Here is a 19,505-nt window from a genome sequence, read left to right as displayed (position 1 = left end):
CTTTTCGTTTCAGTTTTTGCACACCGGTCGGGTTCGGGGGAGTTGCAAGATAACGCCAGCCATGCTGGCGTTAATTTTTGGTGGTTTTCGCCAGTTCGCTCACCAGCGGCAGCATGATGCGCACCACGTCGCGGCTGCGGCGCTCAATGCGTCCCGGCAATGCCTGATCGATATACTGTTGGTTATCCAGCCGGGCATTATGGTGGCTTACGCCTTCCGGGAAGGTTTTGGATTTGGCGCGCTGCTGGTTGCCGTCTTTCAGACCCAGCGACCAGTTTGTCGCTTCCACCGACAGCACCGGAATAGAGGCCTGATCAAACACCAGCGCATCATTAGCGCTGTGGTTGCTTTTGGTGGCTGTGACCGGGGCGCTCAGCGCCTGAATGCCGTGCGAACGGGCAATGGCCAGTGCCCGATCCCGCGTCAGTTTGCGCACTGAAGCCGGGGTGTTTTTCCCGCTGCTAAAGTAGAGCTTGTCGCCGACGATCAGGTTATTCATATTGATCACCAGCAGCGTATTTTTGCGCTCTTTTTCGCTCATTCGCGCAAGATAACTCTCTGCGCCAAGCTGGCCTTCCTCTTCGCCGCTGGTGGCGACAAAACGAATACCGTATTGCGTTGGCGTCTGCTTCAGCGCTTGCGCCAGTTCCAGCATCACGCCTACAGCCGCCGCGTTATCATCTATACCCTGCAGCGTTAAACCGCCGAGGTTATTGTCGACATCCGCATCGCTGCGCGGTGCGTAGGTATCGAGGTGCGCCATAATAATGATCTGCTGCGGCAGTTTGCCTTCATGCGCGGCAATCACCGTGCTGCCGGTAACGTTTTGCCAGTTCTGCTGGTTATCTTTCGCCGTATAGCGGTAACGGGTTTTGAATTTACGGATATCGCTCTGGTAGCCCATTTGTTCAAATTGTTGCTGAACGTAATCCGCAGAGAGCATTTCAGCGGGGGTGCCGGTCATTCGTCCCGGGAACAGAGTGGCAATGTGACGAGCCTGCTCAGTTGCAAAGTCGCCGGGTTGAGAGGTCCGGGCAGAAACCGGGAGGATAAAGCATACGCCGAGCGCCAGGGCAGCGGTACGGAGGCGCAATGCGGAAAACATAGGGAGTCCTTTAAGCAGCAGAATTTTTACCGCGCTTAGTATGAAACTGTGACCCGCTTTACACAATTTCATTTCTTCTTAACCTTCCGAAAATGTTGATGTTAAGCACTTTTTGATATTTGCTTTGCACAAGCGTTATTCCTTTGCGGAACTACTCATTCCAATTCGTAATTTCATTCGTTCTAAACCGCCCCCTATAGTCCCTCTATTGCTGGCCTTGAGTGAGTTACCGCGTTGTGGATTACCTGCCGTTATTTGCTGCTGTAAAAGACCGCCCCGTTTTAGTGATTGGCGGCGGCGAAATCGCCGCGCGCAAGATTGCCTTTTTGCGTCGCGCTGGCGCACATGTGCAGGTGGTGGCGCAACGGCTGGAGCCGCAGTTGCAGCAACTTGCCGATGCGCAATCTCTTCACTGGCTGGCTACCGAGTTTGACGAATCACAGCTGGACGCGGTTTTCCTGGTGATTGCCGCGACCAACGATTCGGCGCTGAACCGCCGGGTGTTTGACGCCGCCAATGCGCGTCATCGGCTGGTGAATGTTGTCGATGACCAACCGCTGTGCTCCTTTATTTTCCCGTCGATTGTGGATCGTTCACCGTTACTGGTTGCCATCTCTTCTGGCGGTAACGCGCCAGTGCTGGCGCGGTTACTGCGTGAAAAAATTGAAGCGCTGCTGCCGGGTAATCTCGGGCGCATGGCGGAAGTTGCCGGGCGCTGGCGGACACGCATCAAGGCGTTTCGTCGTACTACCGATGAGCGGCGTCGTTTTTGGGAAACGGCTTTTCGCGGGCGTTTTGCCAGCCTAATGGCGGCGGGCGACGAACCGGCCGCGGAAAAAGCGCTGGAAGCAGAGTTAGCGCAACCGGGTTCCGGGGGCGGTGAAATCATTCTGGTCGGTGCCGGGCCAGGCGATGCCGGATTGCTGACGTTGCGGGGTTTGCAGGTTATCCAGCAGGCAGACGTCGTGTTTTATGACCACCTCGTGAGCGATGCGGTGCTGGAACTGGTGCGGCGGGACGCAGAGAAAATCTGCGTGGGCAAACGCGCTGGTTCGCACGCGGTGGCGCAGCATGATACCAACCGCATGTTGGTGGACGCGGCGCGCGAGGGGAAAACGGTGGTGCGCCTGAAAGGTGGCGATCCGTTTATCTTTGGACGCGGCGGCGAAGAGCTGCAGGCGGCGGCTATAGCGGGCATTCCCTTCCAGGTGGTGCCGGGCGTTACGGCAGCATCGGGTGCGACAGCCTATGCCGGCATCCCGCTGACACACCGGGATTTTGCCCAGAGCGTTACTTTTGTTACCGGCCATTATAAAGCCGACAGCGCGCCGTTTGACTGGTCGCAACTGGCGCAGAGCCGCCAGACGCTGGCGATTTATATGGGCACGATGAAGGCAGCCGAAATCAGCGAACAGTTGATTACCCACGGGCGGGACAAAACCACGCCGGTGGCGGTGATTTCCCGCGGTACGCGCGTGGATCAACACGTTGCTACCGGCACATTAGAACAACTTGAGGAACTGGCGAAAGCCGCACCGATGCCTGCCCTGCTGGTGGTGGGCGAGGTGGTCGGGCTGCATCGCGAACTCGCCTGGTTCCGGCATACGACAGCGACGGAGGCGTTCGGCGCCTCCGTGATTAATCTGGCTTAAGGAATGGTTATGGATCAAAAACGACTCACTCACCTGCGACAACTGGAGGCGGAAAGCATCCATATTATCCGCGAAGTGGCCGCCGAATTTTCCAACCCGGTGATGATGTACTCCATCGGCAAAGATTCCAGCGTGATGCTGCATCTGGCACGCAAAGCCTTCTACCCAGGTACGCTGCCGTTTCCGCTGCTGCACGTGGATACCGGCTGGAAATTCCGTGAGATGTACGAATTCCGTGACCGTACCGCAAAGGCCTATGGCTGTGAGTTGCTGGTGCATAAAAACCCGGAAGGGGTGGCGATGGGCATTAACCCGTTCGTACACGGCAGCGCCAAACACACTGATATCATGAAAACCGAAGGGTTGAAGCAGGCACTGAACAAGTACGGTTTTGATGCGGCATTTGGCGGCGCGCGGCGTGACGAAGAGAAATCGCGTGCCAAAGAGCGCATTTACTCCTTCCGCGATCGCTTCCACCGCTGGGATCCGAAAAACCAGCGCCCGGAGCTGTGGCACAACTACAACGGCCAGATCAACAAAGGCGAAAGTATTCGCGTGTTCCCGCTCTCTAACTGGACCGAGCTGGATATCTGGCAGTATATCTTCCTGGAAAATATCGACATCGTTCCGTTGTACCTGGCGGCGGAACGCCCGGTGCTTGAGCGCGACGGCATGCTGATGATGATCGACGATGACCGTATCGATCTGCAGCCGGGTGAAGTGATCGAAAAACGGATGGTGCGTTTCCGTACGCTTGGCTGCTGGCCGCTGACCGGCGCGGTGGAATCAAACGCGCAAACGCTGCCGGAGATTATCGAAGAGATGCTGGTTTCAACGACCAGTGAACGTCAGGGGCGCGTGATTGACCGCGACCAGGCCGGCTCCATGGAGCTGAAAAAACGTCAGGGATACTTCTAAGGAGCCGCCATGAACACCACGATTGCACAACAGATTGCCAATGAAGGCGGCGTCGAAGCGTATCTGCATGCCCAGCAGCACAAAAGCCTGCTGCGCTTTTTAACCTGCGGCAGCGTTGATGACGGCAAAAGTACGCTGATTGGCCGACTGCTGCACGATACCCGCCAGATCTACGAAGATCAGCTCTCCACGCTGCACAACGACAGCAAACGGCACGGCACCCAGGGCGAAAAGCTCGACCTTGCGCTGCTGGTTGATGGCCTGCAAGCGGAGCGCGAACAGGGCATTACCATTGATGTGGCGTATCGCTATTTCTCTACCGAAAAACGCAAATTTATCATTGCCGACACGCCAGGGCATGAGCAGTACACCCGAAATATGGCGACCGGCGCGTCGACCTGCGATCTGGCGATTTTGCTGATCGATGCGCGCAAAGGCGTGCTGGATCAAACCCGCCGCCACAGCTTCATCTCCACGCTGCTCGGCATTAAACACCTGGTCGTGGCCGTCAATAAAATGGACCTGGTAGACTTCAGCGAAGAGACGTTCGACAACATTCGTCAGGATTACCTGACTTTTGCCGGGCAACTGCCGGGCAACCTCGATATCCGCTTTGTGCCGCTGTCGGCGCTCGAAGGGGATAACGTTGCCAGCCAGAGCGAGAAAATGCCGTGGTACAGCGGCCCGACGCTGCTGGAAATGCTGGAAACTGTTGAAATCCAGCGCGTGGTGGATACGCAACCGATGCGCTTCCCGGTGCAGTACGTTAACCGCCCGAACCTCGATTTCCGTGGTTTCTCCGGCACGCTCGCCTCTGGCGTGGTGAAAGTTGGTCAGCGCATCAAAGTGCTGCCATCTGGCGTCGAATCGACTATTGCCCGCATCGTGACGTTTGACGGTGATTTACAGGAAGCCGCAGCGGGTGAAGCGATTACGCTGGTGCTAAAAGATGAGATCGATATCAGCCGTGGCGACTTGATTCTGGATGCGCAGGAAACGCTGCCTGCCGTGCAGGGCGCATCGCTGGATGTGGTGTGGATGGCGGAACAGCCGTTGCAGCCAGGCCAGAGCTATGACATCAAAGTGGCAGGCAAAAAAACGCGCGCCCGTGTGGATGGCATCCACTACCAGGTGGACATCAATAACCTGACGCAGCGCCAGGTGGATACGTTGCCGCTTAACGGTATTGGGCTGGTGGATCTGACGTTTGACGAGCCGCTGACGCTGGATGCATATCAGCAGAACCCGGTGACCGGCGGCATTATCTTTATCGATCGCCTGAGTAACGTGACCGTTGGCGCAGGAATGGTGCGTGACGTTCATATTCAGCAGCAGGCCACTACATCCGGGTTCAGCGCATTCGAACTGGAACTGAATCAGCTTATTCGTAAGCACTTCCCGCACTGGGGCGCACGCGATCTGCTGGGGGGCAAGTAATGGCGCAGCATGACGAAAACGTCGTCTGGCACGCGCATCCGGTGACGCCTGATGCGCGTGAGCAACTTCACGGTCACCGTGGGGTTGTGCTGTGGTTTACCGGCCTTTCCGGTTCGGGGAAATCGACCGTCGCGGGGGCGCTGGAAGAGGCGCTGCACCGCGCGGGTGTCAGCACCTATTTGCTGGATGGCGATAATGTGCGCCACGGGCTGTGCAGCGATTTAGGCTTTAGCGACGCCGATCGTAAAGAGAATATCCGCCGCGTGGGCGAAGTGGCTAAATTGATGGTTGAAGCCGGTCTGGTCGTGCTCACCGCCTTTATTTCGCCGCACCGCGCCGAGCGGCAAATGGTGCGCGAGCGCCTGGGAGCAGGGCGGTTTATCGAGGTATTTGTTGATACGCCGCTGGAGATCTGCGAAGCGCGCGATCCTAAGGGGTTGTATAAGAAAGCGCGTGCGGGTGAACTTCGCAACTTCACCGGCATTGATTCGGTATACGAAGCGCCGCAATCCCCGGAAGTGCATCTGGACGGCGAACAATTGGTAACAAATTTGGTCAGCCAATTATTAGACCTCCTCCGGCAGGGCGATATTATCAGATCCTGAGACGGTACTGGCGATACACGCCATCTTCAGCTTTCCCGGCGTTAATGTTGGCGCCGCCTGAACGAGGGTGTGTATTTCCGTTACCGGTCGTACAGGCAACAGGATCAGATATGCGCAACAGTCAGAACATCACCATTCCACGGTCGCAGTCGATGACGACCACCACCGATGAAGCCACCACATGGTCGTTCCCTGGAGCGGTTGTGGGCTTTGTCGCATGGCTGCTGGCGCTCGGCATCCCGTTCATGATTTACGGCTCCAATACGCTGTTTTTCTTTCTCTACACCTGGCCTTTTTTTCTCGCCCTGATGCCCGTATCCGTTGTGGTCGGCATTGCGCTGCATTCGCTCCTCGATGGCAAGCTGGTTTACAGCAGCGTGGCGACACTGATGACGGTGATCGCCATGTTCGGCATGCTGTTTATGTGGCTGATGGGTTAACGCAATCCCTACGTCAAACCGTAACGCTCATTAAGGCAATGTGTCCGGCTACGGATCGACAGACATTTATGGTAAAGTCTGGCGCTTGTGCGGCATCACCCGGCTGGAGTGGAGTCTGACGAAAAGTTATGGGATGATGATGCCGTTTTTCAGGGGGCAGGATGGGTAAACTAACGCTGCTATTGCTGGCTTTGCTGGTCTGGCTACAGTATTCGCTGTGGTTCGGCAAGAATGGTCTGCATGATTACGGCCGCGTCAGCGAAGATGTGGCGGCACAGCAGGCGACAAACGCCAAATTAAAATCGCGTAACGATCAGCTTTTCGCCGAAATTGACGATCTCAATGGTGGCCAGGAAGCGATTGAGGAACGCGCTCGCAACGAATTAACCATGACGAAGCCGGGCGAAACATTTTATCGTCTGGTGCCGGACGCCTCAAAGCGCGCGTCGGGCTCAGCGCAAAACACGCAAAATACACAAAATACGCAGAACAGACCTTAAATAATCCCGGACTCACGACATGTCAGCAATGATCCCGGACGTCTGTGCCGTGGTGCCGGCCGCCGGATTTGGCCGCCGCATGCAAACGGAATGTCCTAAGCAGTATCTCTCCATCGGTGATAAAACCATTCTTGAGCACGCGGTCGCCGCGTTGCTCGCCCATCCGCGCGTTAGTCGCGTGATTATCGCGGTCAGCCCTGGCGATGAACGTTTCGCGCAATTACCCCTTGCCAGCCATCCGCAAATCACCGTGGTAAACGGTGGCGCAGAGCGCGCGGATTCTGTGCTGGCGGGCCTGAAGGCCGCCTCGGGCGCGCAGTGGGTGCTGGTGCACGATGCCGCACGGCCTTGTCTGCATCAGGATGATTTAAACCGTCTGCTGGTGCTGAGTGAAACCAGCCGCGTGGGCGGAATTCTTGCCGCCCCGGTGCGTGACACCATGAAGCGCGCCGAACCCGGTAAAACCGCGATTGCTCACACCGTTGAGCGCAACGATTTATGGCATGCGCTGACGCCGCAGTTTTTCCCGCTGCCGCTGCTGCACGACTGCCTGACCCGCGCGCTGAACGAAGGCGCTGTCATTACTGATGAAGCCTCAGCACTAGAGTATTGTGGTTTTCACCCGGAGCTGGTCGCCGGACGCGCGGATAATATTAAAGTCACCCGACCCGAAGATTTACGACTTGCAGAATTTTACTTGACCCATGCAGACCTCCAGGAGAAAGCATAATGCGCATTGGACACGGTTTTGACGTACACGCCTTTGGAGGCGTTGGCCCGATTATCATTGGCGGTGTGCGCATTCCCTTCGAAAAAGGCCTGCTGGCTCACTCTGATGGCGATGTTGCGCTGCATGCGTTGACCGACGCGCTGCTGGGCGCGGCGGCGCTTGGCGATATCGGCAAATTGTTCCCGGACACCGATCCGGCGTTCAAAGGAGCAGACAGCCGCGAGCTGCTGCGTGAAGCCTGGCGGCGCATTCAGGCGAAAGGCTATACGCTTGGCAATGTCGATGTCACCATCATCGCTCAGGCACCGAAAATGCTGCCGCATATTCCGCAGATGCGCGTGTTTATCGCTGAAGATCTCGGTTGCCATATGGATGATGTCAACGTCAAAGCCACCACTACCGAGAAACTGGGCTTTACCGGCCGCGGCGAAGGTATCGCTTGTGAAGCGGTGGCGTTGCTGGTGAAGGCGGCAAAATGACAGATTTTGAGAACCTGACATTTTTGCACGGCAAACCGGGGGCAAGCGGCGTTCTGAAAGCCAATCCGGAAGATTTCGTGGTGGTGGAAGATCTTGGCTTTGAGCCTGATGGCGAAGGCGAGCATATTCTGGTGCGCATCCTGAAAAATGGCTGCAACACGCGTTTTGTCGCTGATGCGCTGGCCAAATTCCTTAAAATCCACGCGCGTGAAGTGAGCTTTGCCGGGCAAAAAGATAAACACGCTGTCACTGAGCAGTGGCTGTGTGCCCGCGTACCAGGTAATACGATGCCCGATCTTAGCACCTTTCAGCTTGAAGGTTGCAAAGTGCTGGAATATGCCCGTCACAAGCGCAAACTGCGTCTCGGTGCGCTGCAGGGCAATGCGTTTACGCTGGTACTGCGCGAAGTTAGCAACCGTGCGGATGTTGACGCGCGTTTGCAGGCCATCGTGGAGAAAGGTGTTCCGAATTATTTCGGCGCTCAGCGCTTTGGCATCGGCGGCAGCAACCTGCAAGGCGCGCTTCGCTGGGCGCAGAGCGATGCGCCGGTGCGCGACCGTAACAAGCGCAGTTTTTGGTTGTCGGCGGCGCGCAGCGCGTTGTTTAATCAAATCGTCAGCGAGCGGTTGAAAAAAACAGACTTTAATCAAGTTGTTGACGGCGATGCGCTACAATTAGCGGGGCGCGGCAGCTGGTTTGTTGCAACCCGTGAAGAGCAGGCGGAACTGCAAACGCGCGTTGAGGCGAAAACGCTGATGATTACCGCGTCGCTGCCAGGCAGCGGTGAGTGGGGCACACAGCGTGACGCGCTGGCGTTTGAACAACAGGCGGTTGCGGATGCGCCGGATCTACAGGCGCTGCTGGTGCGGGAGAAAGTCGAGGCAGCGCGCCGCGCGATGCTGCTCTACCCGCAAAAATTGAGCTGGAACTGGTGGGATGACGTCACCGTCGAATTACGGTTCTGGCTTCCGGCGGGCAGCTTTGCCACCAGTGTCGTCAGGGAACTTATCAACACATCGGGTGATTATGCGAATATTGCTGAGTAACGATGACGGGATCCACGCGCCGGGTATCCAGACGCTGGCAAAGGCTCTTAGAGAGTTTGCTGACGTTCAGGTCGTCGCTCCCGATCGTAACCGCAGCGGCGCGTCTAATTCACTGACGCTTGAATCCTCGCTTCGTACTTTTACGTTTGAAAACGGCGATATCGCCGTCCAGATGGGCACACCGACCGATTGCGTTTACCTGGGCGTAAATGCGCTGATGCGCCCGCGCCCGGATGTGGTGGTGTCCGGTATTAATGCCGGGCCGAACCTTGGCGATGATGTTATCTACTCCGGTACGGTTGCCGCTGCGATGGAGGGGAGACACCTGGGATTCCCGGCGCTGGCGGTGTCGCTTAACGGCCATACGCATTATGATACTGCCGCAGCGGTCACCTGTTCCCTCTTACGCGCGTTAAGCCGCGAACCGCTGCGAACGGGCCGTATTTTGAATATTAACGTCCCGGATCTGCCGCTGGATGAGATCAAAGGCATTCGCGTTACGCGTTGTGGCAGCCGCCATCCGGCGGATCAGGTGATTCCACAGCAAGATCCGCGCGGTAACACGCTGTACTGGATTGGCCCGCCCGGTGAGAAATGCGATGCCGGGCCGGATACCGATTTCGCCGCCGTTGATGAAGGCTATGTTTCCGTGACGCCGCTACATGTAGATTTAACCGCTTACAGCGCGCATGATGTGGTGTCGGGTTGGTTGGATCGTGCCGGGGTGAACAGGCAATGGTAAGCAAACGCGTACAAGATCTTCTCAATCAATTACGCGCGCAGGGCATCAAAAACGAGCAGGTGCTTGAGGCGTTGTCACAAGTGCCGCGCGAGAAATTTATTGACGAGGCGTTTGAACACAAAGCGTGGGATAACGTCGCGTTGCCTATTGGCCAAGGGCAAACCATTTCGCAGCCTTACATGGTGGCGCGAATGACCGAGCTGCTGGAGCTGACGCCAGCCTCGCGGGTGCTGGAAATTGGCACCGGTTCGGGGTATCAGACCGCGATTCTGGCGCGCCTGGTGCATCATGTTTGCTCGGTTGAACGCATCAAAGGGTTGCAATGGCAGGCGCGTCGTCGCCTGAAGCAGCTTGATTTACATAATGTTTCTACGCGTCATGGTGATGGCTGGCTGGGGTGGCAGGCTCGTGCGCCGTTTGACGCCATTATCGTGACCGCTGCACCGCCGGAAATCCCGGCTGCGCTGATGTCGCAGCTTGATGACGGCGGTATTCTCGTTTTGCCCGTGGGCGACGAACTCCAGCATTTAAAGCGGGTTCGTCGGCGGGGAAGCGAATTCATTATCGATACCGTTGAAGCCGTACGCTTTGTGCCGCTGGTGAAAGGCGAACTGGCCTGAGAAACAGAGTTTTCCTGGGTTTTTCAGGCAATAACAGCGTATGGTGAGCACATTTGCCGTAAACGTTCACGGTTATCTTTAAGTCATTGGTAATTTACATATTGTTGGGGGATAAATGAGCGCGGGAAGCCCAAAATTAACCGTAAGCCGTGTTGCGGCATTATCACTGGTTTCACTTTGGCTGGCAGGGTGTTCAAATTCCACTAATGCTCCGGCCCCGGTTAGTTCCGTTGGCGGCATGAAGAGCGCCAGCAGTAATAATTCCAGTTCCGGTATGTTAATCACGCCGCCGCCAAAACTTGGCACGTCCGCGCAGCAACCGCAGATTCAGCCGGTACAGCGTCCTGCCGTTCAGCCGACGCAGATCCAGCCCGTCGCACAGCAGCCCGTTCAGACGGTGAACGGCCATATCGTCTATAACCGCCAGTATGGCAATATTCCTAAAGGCAGCTACACCGGCGGTAGCACCTACACCGTTAAACGTGGTGATACGCTGTTTTATATCGCGTGGATCACCGGGAACGATTTCCGTGACCTCGCGCAGCGTAATCACGTTGCCGCGCCGTATAGTCTGGAAGTCGGACAAACATTGCAGGTTGGCAATGCATCCGGTACGCCAATCACTGGTGGTAACGCCATAACTCAGGCTGATGCTTCTGCGCAAGGAATCGTCTCAAAACCTGCACAAAATTCAACCGTAGTGGTTGCTTCGAAACCGACAATTACGTATTCTGAAGATTCAGGTGAACAAAGTGCTAACAAAATGTTGCCGAACAATAAGCCTGCGACTATCGTCACAGCGCCTGTTACGGCTCCTTCTGTAAGCTCAACCGAACCGACTGCCAGCAGTACCTCAACCAGCTCGCCAATTGCTTCATGGCGCTGGCCGACTGATGGCAACGTTATCGACAACTTCTCTGCGACCGAAGGTGGCAACAAAGGCGTCGATATTGCGGGCAGTAAAGGGCAGGCTATCGTCGCGACCGCAGATGGGCGCGTTGTATATGCCGGTAACGCACTGCGCGGTTACGGTAATTTGATCATCATAAAACATAACGATGATTACCTGAGTGCCTACGCCCATAACGACACAATGCTGGTCCGGGAACAACAAGAAGTTAAGGCGGGGCAGAAAATCGCTACCATGGGTAGCACCGGAACCAGTTCTACACGCTTGCATTTTGAAATTCGTTACAAGGGGAAATCCGTAAACCCGCTGCGTTATTTGCCGCAGCGATAAATCGGTGCAAAGTGAATGAAGTGCTCCCCATTTGAGTCGTTGCAGCGTGCGCAGATGCCGCTGCAGCCGGCGAAATGAGTAGTCTTCAGGTGCTTTGCCCAGGGATCACGGGTAGGAGCCACCTTATGAGTCAGAATACGCTGAAAGTTCATGATTTAAATGAAGACGCGGAATTTGATGAGAACGGAGTAGAGGCTTTTGATGAGAAAGCCTTAGTAGAAGAGGAACCCAGTGATAACGACCTGGCTGAAGAGGAGCTGTTGTCGCAGGGTGCAACCCAGCGTGTTTTGGACGCTACTCAGCTGTACCTTGGGGAAATTGGGTACTCCCCGCTCTTAACGGCCGAAGAAGAAGTTTATTTCGCACGCCGTGCGCTACGTGGTGATGTAGCCTCTCGCCGTCGCATGATCGAAAGTAACCTGCGTCTGGTGGTGAAAATTGCCCGTCGTTATAGCAATCGTGGTCTGGCGCTGTTGGATCTGATTGAAGAGGGTAACCTGGGGCTGATCCGCGCCGTTGAGAAATTTGACCCTGAACGCGGGTTCCGTTTCTCAACGTATGCCACCTGGTGGATCCGTCAGACCATTGAACGGGCAATCATGAACCAAACCCGTACGATTCGTCTGCCAATCCACATTGTTAAAGAGCTGAACGTCTATCTGCGTACTGCTCGCGAGTTGTCCCATAAACTGGACCACGAGCCGAGCGCGGAAGAGATTGCCGAACAGCTGGATAAACCTGTTGATGATGTCAGCCGTATGCTGCGTCTCAACGAGCGCATTACCTCAGTTGATACGCCGCTGGGCGGTGATTCTGAAAAAGCGCTGCTGGATATCCTGGCCGATGAGAAAGACAACGGTCCGGAAGACACCACGCAAGACGATGATATGAAACAAAGCATCGTTAAATGGCTGTTCGAACTGAACGCCAAACAGCGTGAAGTGCTGGCGCGTCGTTTCGGTCTGCTGGGTTATGAAGCTGCAACACTGGAAGATGTGGGCCGCGAAATTGGTCTCACTCGTGAACGTGTTCGCCAGATTCAGGTTGAAGGTCTGCGTCGTCTGCGTGAAATCCTGCAAACGCAAGGGCTGAATATCGAAGCGCTGTTCCGCGAATAAGCACCATTTCACGACAAAAAGGCCGCTCGCAGATGACGCGGCCTTTTTTCTTTGATCTCAATTCACCGTCACGATGCCTGTGCCGTTTCATGCAAATGACGCCACAACACGCGCCCTTGTTGAAATTGAAACACCACTGTCGACCAGCGCACATGCTCACCCTGCGTTTCCCGGTAGCCTATTACCGCGCCATCCTCCCACTCCGCCAGCGGTTCGATGTTATCGACCACGATCTTCAGCCCTGCTCGACTACCGCGCTGCGCCTGGAAAAAACCGGCAAGGGCCGCGTAGTCCAGAGATGCGCCGGAAAGCGTCACCATGGAAAAGTTTCCGGCAAAGCGCGCCATCAATGCCTCCAGCTCACCTTCACCCCGGCTGAGCCAGCTTTCGATGGCGATATGTGCGTCAATAATTTCAGTAATATAGGCTTTCATGGTTTCTCCTGATGCAGATAGTGCAGAGTTTGTTGGTTATTCAGTCGCAGGGCGGCCACCAGCGGTAACAAGGAAAAGGCGGCAGCGGTAATAAACGTGCCGCGCCAGGCCAGTAAAGGGGAAAACAGATGCTGTAACGCGCTCAACACCAACGCCAGCAAGGTTGTCCCGAGGAAGAAGCTCAGTTGCCGGTTAAGATTCCACAGCGCGCTGGCATCGGGCATCTCATGATGGGGAATCGTCAAAAAGGCACTGCTTTGCGCGGTGCTGCTGCACAAACTCCCACCCGCACCCATCAGGGTAAATGCTGCGGTAACGACGCTGGCAGGCGTCTCTGGCGTAACGCCCGTCAGCATCAGCATCCCGACAGCCTGCAATAAACAGCCGGTGATAATTAATGGTCGTGGGCCAAGGCGGTTGAAATACCGGCCGCTAAAACAGATCGCGGCGAAAGACGCCAGCGACCACGGGATCATTAACGCACCGGTCATTGCTGGCGACATCCCGGCGATGCGCTGCAAATAAAACATGCCCACCACACTCACACCGATGAACATCCCCGGCACGCACAGATAAATCAGCATGGCGAAGCGCAGCAATGAATTGCGCAGTAAGGGTAAATGCAGCAGGCGCGACGACCCGCCTGCCACAGGCTCGTCTTTTAGCCACAGGCTCGCGAGCAGCAGCGTTAGCAGCGCAACAGGCAGCGTGGCGAAGAAAATCCAACGCCAGCTAAAAGACTGTACCAGCACGCCACCGATCGCGGGCGAACAGGCGGGAGCCAGCAGTGCGACCAGCATCACGGCGGATGAGACTTTGGCGCGTTCATGAGGCTCAAATTGTTGCCAGGTTAACGCTTGTCCCACCGGGATCAGCAGCCCGCCGCCTGTGCCTTGCAGCACGCGCCAGAAAATCAGGCTACCAGCGGAGTTAGCGCAACCTGCCGCCATCGCCGCTGCGCTAAATACAACCAGTGAAAAGATAAAGACGCGTCGAGCGCCAAAACGTCTGGTTAGCCGGGCGCTAAACGGGATTGCCAGCGTTAAACCGACGATATAGCCGTTGCTGACCCATGCCAGCGCAGAAACCGACGCCTGCAGGCTAACCGCCATCGCCGGAAACGCTACGCTGGCAATAAACATGTTGATTAAGTCGAGAAAAAAACCCAGCAGATATACCACCGCGACCTTGTTGCGATACACCATTTTCTGCCCTCCTGTGTGGAGGCGTAATGTAGCGGGGCCATGGGGCGGGATAAACGGCGCGCCGGGCGATATACTGTCAAAATTATTTTTACAATGATGGAACCCCGATGCTCAATTTATCGCGTATGGCTATCTTTGTTGCCGTGGTCGATACCGGCAGTTTCACCGCGGCTGCCGTTGCACTTGGGCAAACCAAAGCGGTGGTCAGCTTTAATATCCGCCAGCTTGAAAATGAGTTCGGCGTAACCTTGCTGCTGCGTTCAACGCGGCGGCTAACGCTAACCGATGCGGGGCGTGTGTTTTATCAGCGCGGCGTTGAGTTGCTCAATGCCGCAGAGTCCTTGCAAGATGATGTCCGGGCAAGCCACGTAGGTTTATGCGGTGAGCTACGGATCACCAGCACGCCGGAGTATGGCGCACAGATTGTGGTTCCGGCTCTGGCGGCGTTCGGTCAGGATCATCCCGGTTTACGCATCCGCCATGTGGCCTCGTCTCAGCATAATGATTTGATTTCAGAACGTTTTGATGTGGCGATCCGCTTAGGATCGCTGGCGGATTCGCGCTATCACGCCGCGCTGATTTCACGCTTCGCGATTGTGCCAGTGGCGACGCCCGAATGGCTGCGCGCCCATCCTGTGACCTCGCTGCAATCGCTGGCGCAGGCGGAGTGGATCATTCATGAGCGCTTAAACACACCGCTGCGCTGGCAGGTTACCGATGCCAACGGGCGCAGCGAAACGCTGGAAATCACCACGCCAGCGCGGTTATCCGCCGATAGCGCGCAGGCGTTAATGGCATTCGCGCTGGCCGGTTGCGGTGTGGCGTTGTTACCGCTATGGCTGGTGCAAACGGCGCTGGACAGTCACCGGCTTGTTCATCTGTTGCCGGAATACCGCTTCGCGCAGCAGGGGGTTTATGCCGTGTATGCGGATGCGCAGCATCAGCCGGCCAAAGTCCGCGCGTTTGTGGATTTTTTGCGTGCTCGTCTGGCTTAGTGCTGCCCCGGCTTTTTAGCTCATCAGGCACACTTAAACGACCTGAAAATGTGGCATCCAGAGGCTGTGCGGAAAACGGACCGGCACCGTTAATAAAGTGCGAGACACCCTATGGCCATCCAGGCGAGTGATTACCGACAAAAGGCGGCTGAATGCATGGTCATCGCGAACCGCTGCGCCGTTGCACAAGCGTGTTTTGCATGACACAGCTAAGGTTTGATACTGAACCGGAGATGTCGGCGTGGCTGGCGAATAAGGGAAAATCCCTCTCCGAGCGGGAGAGGGAAGAGGGGTTACAGCAGATTTTTCAGACGGTAGATCCACTCCAGTGCCTGGCGCGGCGTTAAGCTGTCTGGATCGAGGTTTTCCAGCGCTTCAACCGCCGGATTTGTCTCTTCCGGTGCCGCCAGCAGTGACATTTGCGTGCCGTCGATCTGCGTGGCTGCCGCGCTCGGCGACAGGCTTTCCAGCTCGCGCAATTTACCGCGCGCGCGCTTGATCACTTCTTTGGGCACCCCCGCCAGCGCGGCGACCGCCAGGCCGTAGCTCTTACTGGCAGCGCCATCCTGCACGCTGTGCATAAAGGCGATGGTATCGCCGTGCTCCAGCGCATCGAGATGCACATTCGCCACGCCTTCCATTTTTTCCGGCAGTTGCGTCAGCTCGAAATAGTGGGTGGCAAACAGCGTCAGCGCTTTGATCTTATTCGCCAGATTTTCCGCACACGCCCACGCCAGCGACAGGCCATCGTACGTTGATGTCCCGCGGCCAATTTCGTCCATCAGCACTAGGCTGTTTTCCGTGGCGTTATGCAGGATGTTAGCGGTTTCGGTCATCTCCACCATAAACGTGGAACGCCCGCTGGCCAGATCATCCGCCGCGCCGACGCGGGTAAAGATGCGATCGATTGGCCCGATCTCCACCTTTTGCGCCGGAACAAAGCTGCCGATATAGGCCAGCAACGCAATCAGCGCGGTCTGGCGCATATAGGTACTTTTACCGCCCATATTCGGGCCGGTAATGATCAACATCCGGCGCTGCGGTGACAGGTTCAGCGGGTTGGCGATAAACGGCTCTTTCAGCACTTGCTCCACCACCGGATGGCGGCCTTCGCTAATGCGAATGCCCGGTTTTTCGCTGAAGGTCGGACAGCAGTAATTCAGGGTATAAGCACGCTCCGCCAGGTTGACCAGCACATCCAGCTCGGCCAGCGCGGCGGCGCTCTGCTGCAAATCCGCCAGATGCGGCATCAGCAGATCAAACAGTTCGTCATACAGCTGTTTTTCCAGCGCCAGCGCTTTGCCTTTGGAGGTCAGAACTTTGTCTTCGTACTCTTTCAGTTCCGGAATAATGTAGCGCTCAGCGTTTTTCAGGGTCTGACGGCGCACATAGTGAATCGGTGCCAGGTGGCTCTGCCCACGGCTGATCTGAATGAAATAGCCGTGCACCGCGTTATACCCCACTTTCAGCGTATCCAGCCCCAGCCGCTCACGTTCGCGGATCTCGAGGCGGTCGAGATAATCGGTCGCGCCATCTGCCAGCCCGCGCCACTCATCCAGCTCGGCGTTATAGCCCGGCGCAATCACGCCGCCGTCGCGCACCAGCACCGGTGGCGCTTCAATGATGGCGCGCTCCAGCAGTTCGCGTAACTCGACAAATTCGCCCATTTTCTCACGCAGTGCCTGTACCGGTGCGCTGTCGATATCCGCCAGTTGGCTGCGCAGTTCCGGTAATTGCTGAAAAGCGTAACGCATGCGCGCCAGATCGCGTGGACGGGCAGTGCGCAGCGCCAGACGCGCCAGAATACGTTCCAGATCGCCCACCTGACGCAGCACCGGTTGCAGCTCACTGGTGTGTTCCTGCAACGCGCTGATGGTTTGCTGGCGCTCGGTCAGCACTTTCGTATCGCGCACCGGCATATGTAGCCAGCGTTTGAGCATACGGCTGCCCATCGGCGTAACGGTGCAGTCGAGCACCGAGGCCAGCGTGTTATCGACGCCGCCCGCCAGGTTCTGGGTGATCTCCAGATTTCGGCGCGTCGCCGCATCCATAATGATGGTGTCCTGCTGGCGTTCCATGGTGATGGAGCGAATATGCGGCAGGGCGGTACGCTGCGTGTCTTTCACATATTGCAGCAGGCAACCGGCGGCGCACAGACCGCGCGGTGCGTTCTCGACGCCAAAACCGACCAGGTCCCGCGTGCCGAACTGCATATTTAATTGCTGGCGCGCGGTGTCAATTTCGAACTCCCACAGCGGGCGGCGGCGCAAACCACGACGGCCTTCAATCAACGCGGTTTCCGCGAAATCTTCCGCATAGAGCAATTCCGCCGGATTGGTACGTTGCAGTTCGGCGGCCATGGTGTCGCGATCCGCTGGTTCGCTAACGCGAAAACGTCCGGAACTGATATCCAGCGTCGCATAGCCAAAGCCTTTGCTGTCCTGCCAGACGGCGGCGAGCAGGTTGTCCTGGCGCTCCTGCAACAGCGCTTCATCGCTGATGGTGCCAGGTGTGACAATGCGCACCACTTTGCGTTCCACCGGCCCTTTGCTGGTGGCGGGATCACCGATCTGCTCGCAAATCGCCACCGATTCACCCAGGCTCACCAGCTTCGCCAGATAGTTTTCCACCGCATGATGCGGCACACCTGCCATCGGAATCGGCTCACCGGCAGACGCACCGCGTTTGGTCAGTGAAATGTCCATCAGTTGCGAGGCGCGTTTGGCGTCGTCGTAAAACAGCTCGTAGAAGTCGCCCATACGGTAGAACAGCAGAATATCCGGGTGCTGTGCTTTTAGTTTAAGATACTGCTGCATCATTGGCGTGTGGGCGTCGAAATTCTCTAGTGTACTCATCAGTTTATGATGTCCATTTTCTTAAATTTTAATGAGTTAGTGATGTTTGTTGTTCTCATTGAGTTTCACTTTGTCTCATTGGATCTCATGAAATCCTACATTTAAATGTAGGTTAAAGTGTAGCTTGCCAACCTATAGCTTGGTAAAATATGGCTACTTACAGCACAACCTACATTTTGTTTCATAAATGCGTAGGGAGCATGATAACGGAGTCTTTATGGCAGGAAAACAAGAGGCAAAGCCACTGTCGTTTAAAGCGATAGAAATGATGAAGCCAGGTGACAAAGATAAAGCTGATATTGGCGAAAATCGTGGTTTACGTGTCTCTTGTGGTGCTACTGGTGTTAAATCTTTTTTCTACCGTTACACGAGCCCTGTGACTGGAAAACTTGCTCAGGTCAAAATTGGCAACTTCCCGCAGACTTCTCTCGCCGCTGCACGTCTTAAACTCAACGAATTAAAGCTCCTCCGTCAGGAAGGTCGGTGTCCTGCATCAGAACTCAAGCAGGAAAAACAACTTCGTGCAATCGAGGCTGAACAGGCCAAAGTACCTGAATTAACTGTGCAGGGATTAGTTGAGCTCTACCTGGCTGAGCGCATTGAGGACCGCAAAACTAAGGATGGCAAAATCATTCCGGGGGCCCGGAAGAAGAAAGGGCAGGATGAAGTGCGCAGAACACTGTATGCCGATGCGGTAGATAAGCTGGGCGATCGAAATGCCGCTGAAATAACACGCAATGATGTGATTACTCTTATCAATGGCATTGTCGCCAGAGGAGCAAAAGTGCAAGCCGGTAACGTTCTACGGGAGCTCTCATTGGCCTATGAGTTCGCTATCGGTTTGGGGCGTTTTGATGCCAGCTTTGCTAATCCCGCGCTGTTGGCAAAGTCCAGCCTCCGTCAGACTCGAATCAAGCTTACCAATAATCGTGGTACGCGTGTGCTGAGTGAAGCTGAGCTTAAAAAGTTTCTCCAGTGGCTGCCGGGTTCTGCCTTTTCACCGACAATCAAAAACGTGCTTCGTCTGACCTTGTGGACAGGTTGCCGCACCGGAGAGGTCTGCAACATGGCGTGGAAAGATGTTGATCTGGATAAAGGTACGATACACCTGCGTGAGACCAAAACGGGTGTTGAGCGTTACGTTCAGCTATCGACACAAGCCATAGATTTTCTTAAAGTGCTCCGCCTCAATTCGGATACGTATTTATTCCCGTCTACACGAACAAGACGACCAATCCAACAAAAATATCTCACAGAGAATGCGTGGCGATTGCGTGAGGCCGGACAAATGAATCGCCACGGGTTTAACAGACACCTCAGAGTCATTTAAGATGGCTTAAAGAGAGGTGCCCATGAGCGGTAAGCGTTATCCCGAAGAGTTTAA

General features: G+C 55.8%; 19 protein-coding genes. 15 read left to right on the top strand and 4 right to left on the bottom strand.

Annotation, left to right across the window (positions count from 1 at the left end; all coding sequences use genetic code 11):
* Window positions 1-70 precede the first annotated feature (70 nt).
* Entirely contained in the window at window positions 71-1,105 is a 1,035-nt protein-coding gene (locus tag DFO56_RS21985; protein ID WP_072051674.1) for an aminopeptidase, read from the bottom strand.
* Window positions 1,106-1,341: 236 nt separating this feature from the next.
* Here DFO56_RS21985 and cysG point away from each other — a divergent pair, with 236 nt between their 5' ends.
* From cysG to rpoS, 13 genes are all read left to right on the top strand, one after another.
* Complete coding sequence (cysG, locus tag DFO56_RS21980; RefSeq protein WP_045514433.1) at window positions 1,342-2,757, top strand: siroheme synthase CysG; 1,416 nt, start codon at window positions 1,342-1,344, stop codon at window positions 2,755-2,757.
* Between the two features lie 9 nt (window positions 2,758-2,766).
* Window positions 2,767-3,675, top strand: a complete 909-nt coding sequence (cysD, locus tag DFO56_RS21975) for a sulfate adenylyltransferase subunit CysD (protein ID WP_017457708.1) — start codon at window positions 2,767-2,769, stop codon at window positions 3,673-3,675.
* Between the two features lie 9 nt (window positions 3,676-3,684).
* Window positions 3,685-5,112, top strand: coding sequence for a sulfate adenylyltransferase subunit CysN (gene cysN, locus DFO56_RS21970; RefSeq protein WP_045514422.1), 1,428 nt, complete (start codon window positions 3,685-3,687; stop codon window positions 5,110-5,112).
* Window positions 5,112-5,717: an adenylyl-sulfate kinase gene (gene cysC, locus DFO56_RS21965; RefSeq protein WP_020455031.1), complete on the top strand. Its 606-nt coding sequence runs from the start codon at window positions 5,112-5,114 to the stop codon at window positions 5,715-5,717. The genes cysN and cysC overlap by 1 nt, the downstream gene beginning before the upstream one ends.
* Before the next feature lie 110 nt (window positions 5,718-5,827).
* Window positions 5,828-6,157 carry a DUF3561 family protein gene (locus tag DFO56_RS21960; protein WP_045514420.1) on the top strand — a complete coding sequence of 110 codons (330 nt, stop codon included), beginning with the start codon at window positions 5,828-5,830 and terminating at the stop codon, window positions 6,155-6,157.
* A 161-nt stretch (window positions 6,158-6,318) separates the two neighbouring features.
* The gene (gene ftsB / locus DFO56_RS21955; RefSeq protein WP_017457712.1) at window positions 6,319-6,657 is read left to right on the top strand and encodes a cell division protein FtsB; all 339 of its coding nucleotides are present in this window, start codon (window positions 6,319-6,321) and stop codon (window positions 6,655-6,657) included.
* A 19-nt stretch (window positions 6,658-6,676) separates the two neighbouring features.
* A complete protein-coding gene (ispD, locus tag DFO56_RS21950) occupies window positions 6,677-7,387 on the top strand; it encodes a 2-C-methyl-D-erythritol 4-phosphate cytidylyltransferase (protein WP_045514418.1) in 711 nt (236 codons plus the stop codon).
* Window positions 7,387-7,866: a 2-C-methyl-D-erythritol 2,4-cyclodiphosphate synthase gene (gene ispF / locus DFO56_RS21945; protein ID WP_017457714.1), complete on the top strand. Its 480-nt coding sequence runs from the start codon at window positions 7,387-7,389 to the stop codon at window positions 7,864-7,866. Before ispD ends, ispF begins: the two co-directional genes overlap by 1 nt.
* Window positions 7,863-8,912, top strand: a complete 1,050-nt coding sequence (gene truD, locus DFO56_RS21940) for a tRNA pseudouridine(13) synthase TruD (protein ID WP_045514416.1) — start codon at window positions 7,863-7,865, stop codon at window positions 8,910-8,912. The genes ispF and truD overlap by 4 nt, the downstream gene beginning before the upstream one ends.
* Entirely contained in the window at window positions 8,893-9,654 is a 762-nt protein-coding gene (gene surE, locus DFO56_RS21935) for a 5'/3'-nucleotidase SurE (RefSeq protein WP_044489474.1), read from the top strand. Before truD ends, surE begins: the two co-directional genes overlap by 20 nt.
* Window positions 9,648-10,274 (top strand): protein-L-isoaspartate(D-aspartate) O-methyltransferase, encoded by a 627-nt coding sequence (locus DFO56_RS21930; RefSeq protein ID WP_020455026.1) that lies wholly within the window; start codon window positions 9,648-9,650, stop codon window positions 10,272-10,274. Before surE ends, DFO56_RS21930 begins: the two co-directional genes overlap by 7 nt.
* Window positions 10,275-10,440: 166 nt before the next feature.
* A complete protein-coding gene (nlpD, locus tag DFO56_RS21925) occupies window positions 10,441-11,514 on the top strand; it encodes a murein hydrolase activator NlpD (RefSeq protein WP_233500430.1) in 1,074 nt (357 codons plus the stop codon).
* 125 nt (window positions 11,515-11,639) lie between these two features.
* Window positions 11,640-12,632 (top strand): RNA polymerase sigma factor RpoS, encoded by a 993-nt coding sequence (gene rpoS, locus DFO56_RS21920; protein WP_002442472.1) that lies wholly within the window; start codon window positions 11,640-11,642, stop codon window positions 12,630-12,632.
* Between the two features lie 68 nt (window positions 12,633-12,700).
* On the opposite strand, the gene DFO56_RS21915 is transcribed toward rpoS, so the two are convergent.
* Window positions 12,701-13,066 (bottom strand): hypothetical protein, encoded by a 366-nt coding sequence (locus DFO56_RS21915; RefSeq protein ID WP_045514411.1) that lies wholly within the window; start codon window positions 13,064-13,066, stop codon window positions 12,701-12,703.
* Window positions 13,063-14,271, bottom strand: coding sequence for an MFS transporter (locus DFO56_RS21910; RefSeq protein WP_045514409.1), 1,209 nt, complete (start codon window positions 14,269-14,271; stop codon window positions 13,063-13,065). Before DFO56_RS21910 ends, DFO56_RS21915 begins: the two co-directional genes overlap by 4 nt.
* A gap of 107 nt (window positions 14,272-14,378) precedes the next feature.
* On the opposite strand from DFO56_RS21910, the gene DFO56_RS21905 reads away from it, so the two are divergent.
* Window positions 14,379-15,266 (top strand): LysR family transcriptional regulator, encoded by an 888-nt coding sequence (locus tag DFO56_RS21905; RefSeq protein WP_045514407.1) that lies wholly within the window; start codon window positions 14,379-14,381, stop codon window positions 15,264-15,266.
* 293 nt (window positions 15,267-15,559) lie between these two features.
* On the opposite strand, the gene mutS is transcribed toward DFO56_RS21905, so the two are convergent.
* Window positions 15,560-18,121 carry a DNA mismatch repair protein MutS gene (gene mutS, locus DFO56_RS21900; RefSeq protein WP_045514405.1) on the bottom strand — a complete coding sequence of 854 codons (2,562 nt, stop codon included), beginning with the start codon at window positions 18,119-18,121 and terminating at the stop codon, window positions 15,560-15,562.
* A 217-nt stretch (window positions 18,122-18,338) separates the two neighbouring features.
* Between mutS and DFO56_RS21895 the strand changes: the two genes are divergently transcribed.
* Entirely contained in the window at window positions 18,339-19,451 is a 1,113-nt protein-coding gene (locus DFO56_RS21895; protein WP_233500429.1) for a tyrosine-type recombinase/integrase, read from the top strand.
* Window positions 19,452-19,505: the final 54 nt, after the last annotated feature.

This window comes from Kosakonia sp. AG348, from assembly GCF_003337365.1.
Classification (GTDB): Bacteria; Pseudomonadota; Gammaproteobacteria; order Enterobacterales; family Enterobacteriaceae; genus Kosakonia.
Note: the sequence above shows the minus strand (reverse complement) of the source record. Positions and strands in the feature narration are given on the sequence as shown.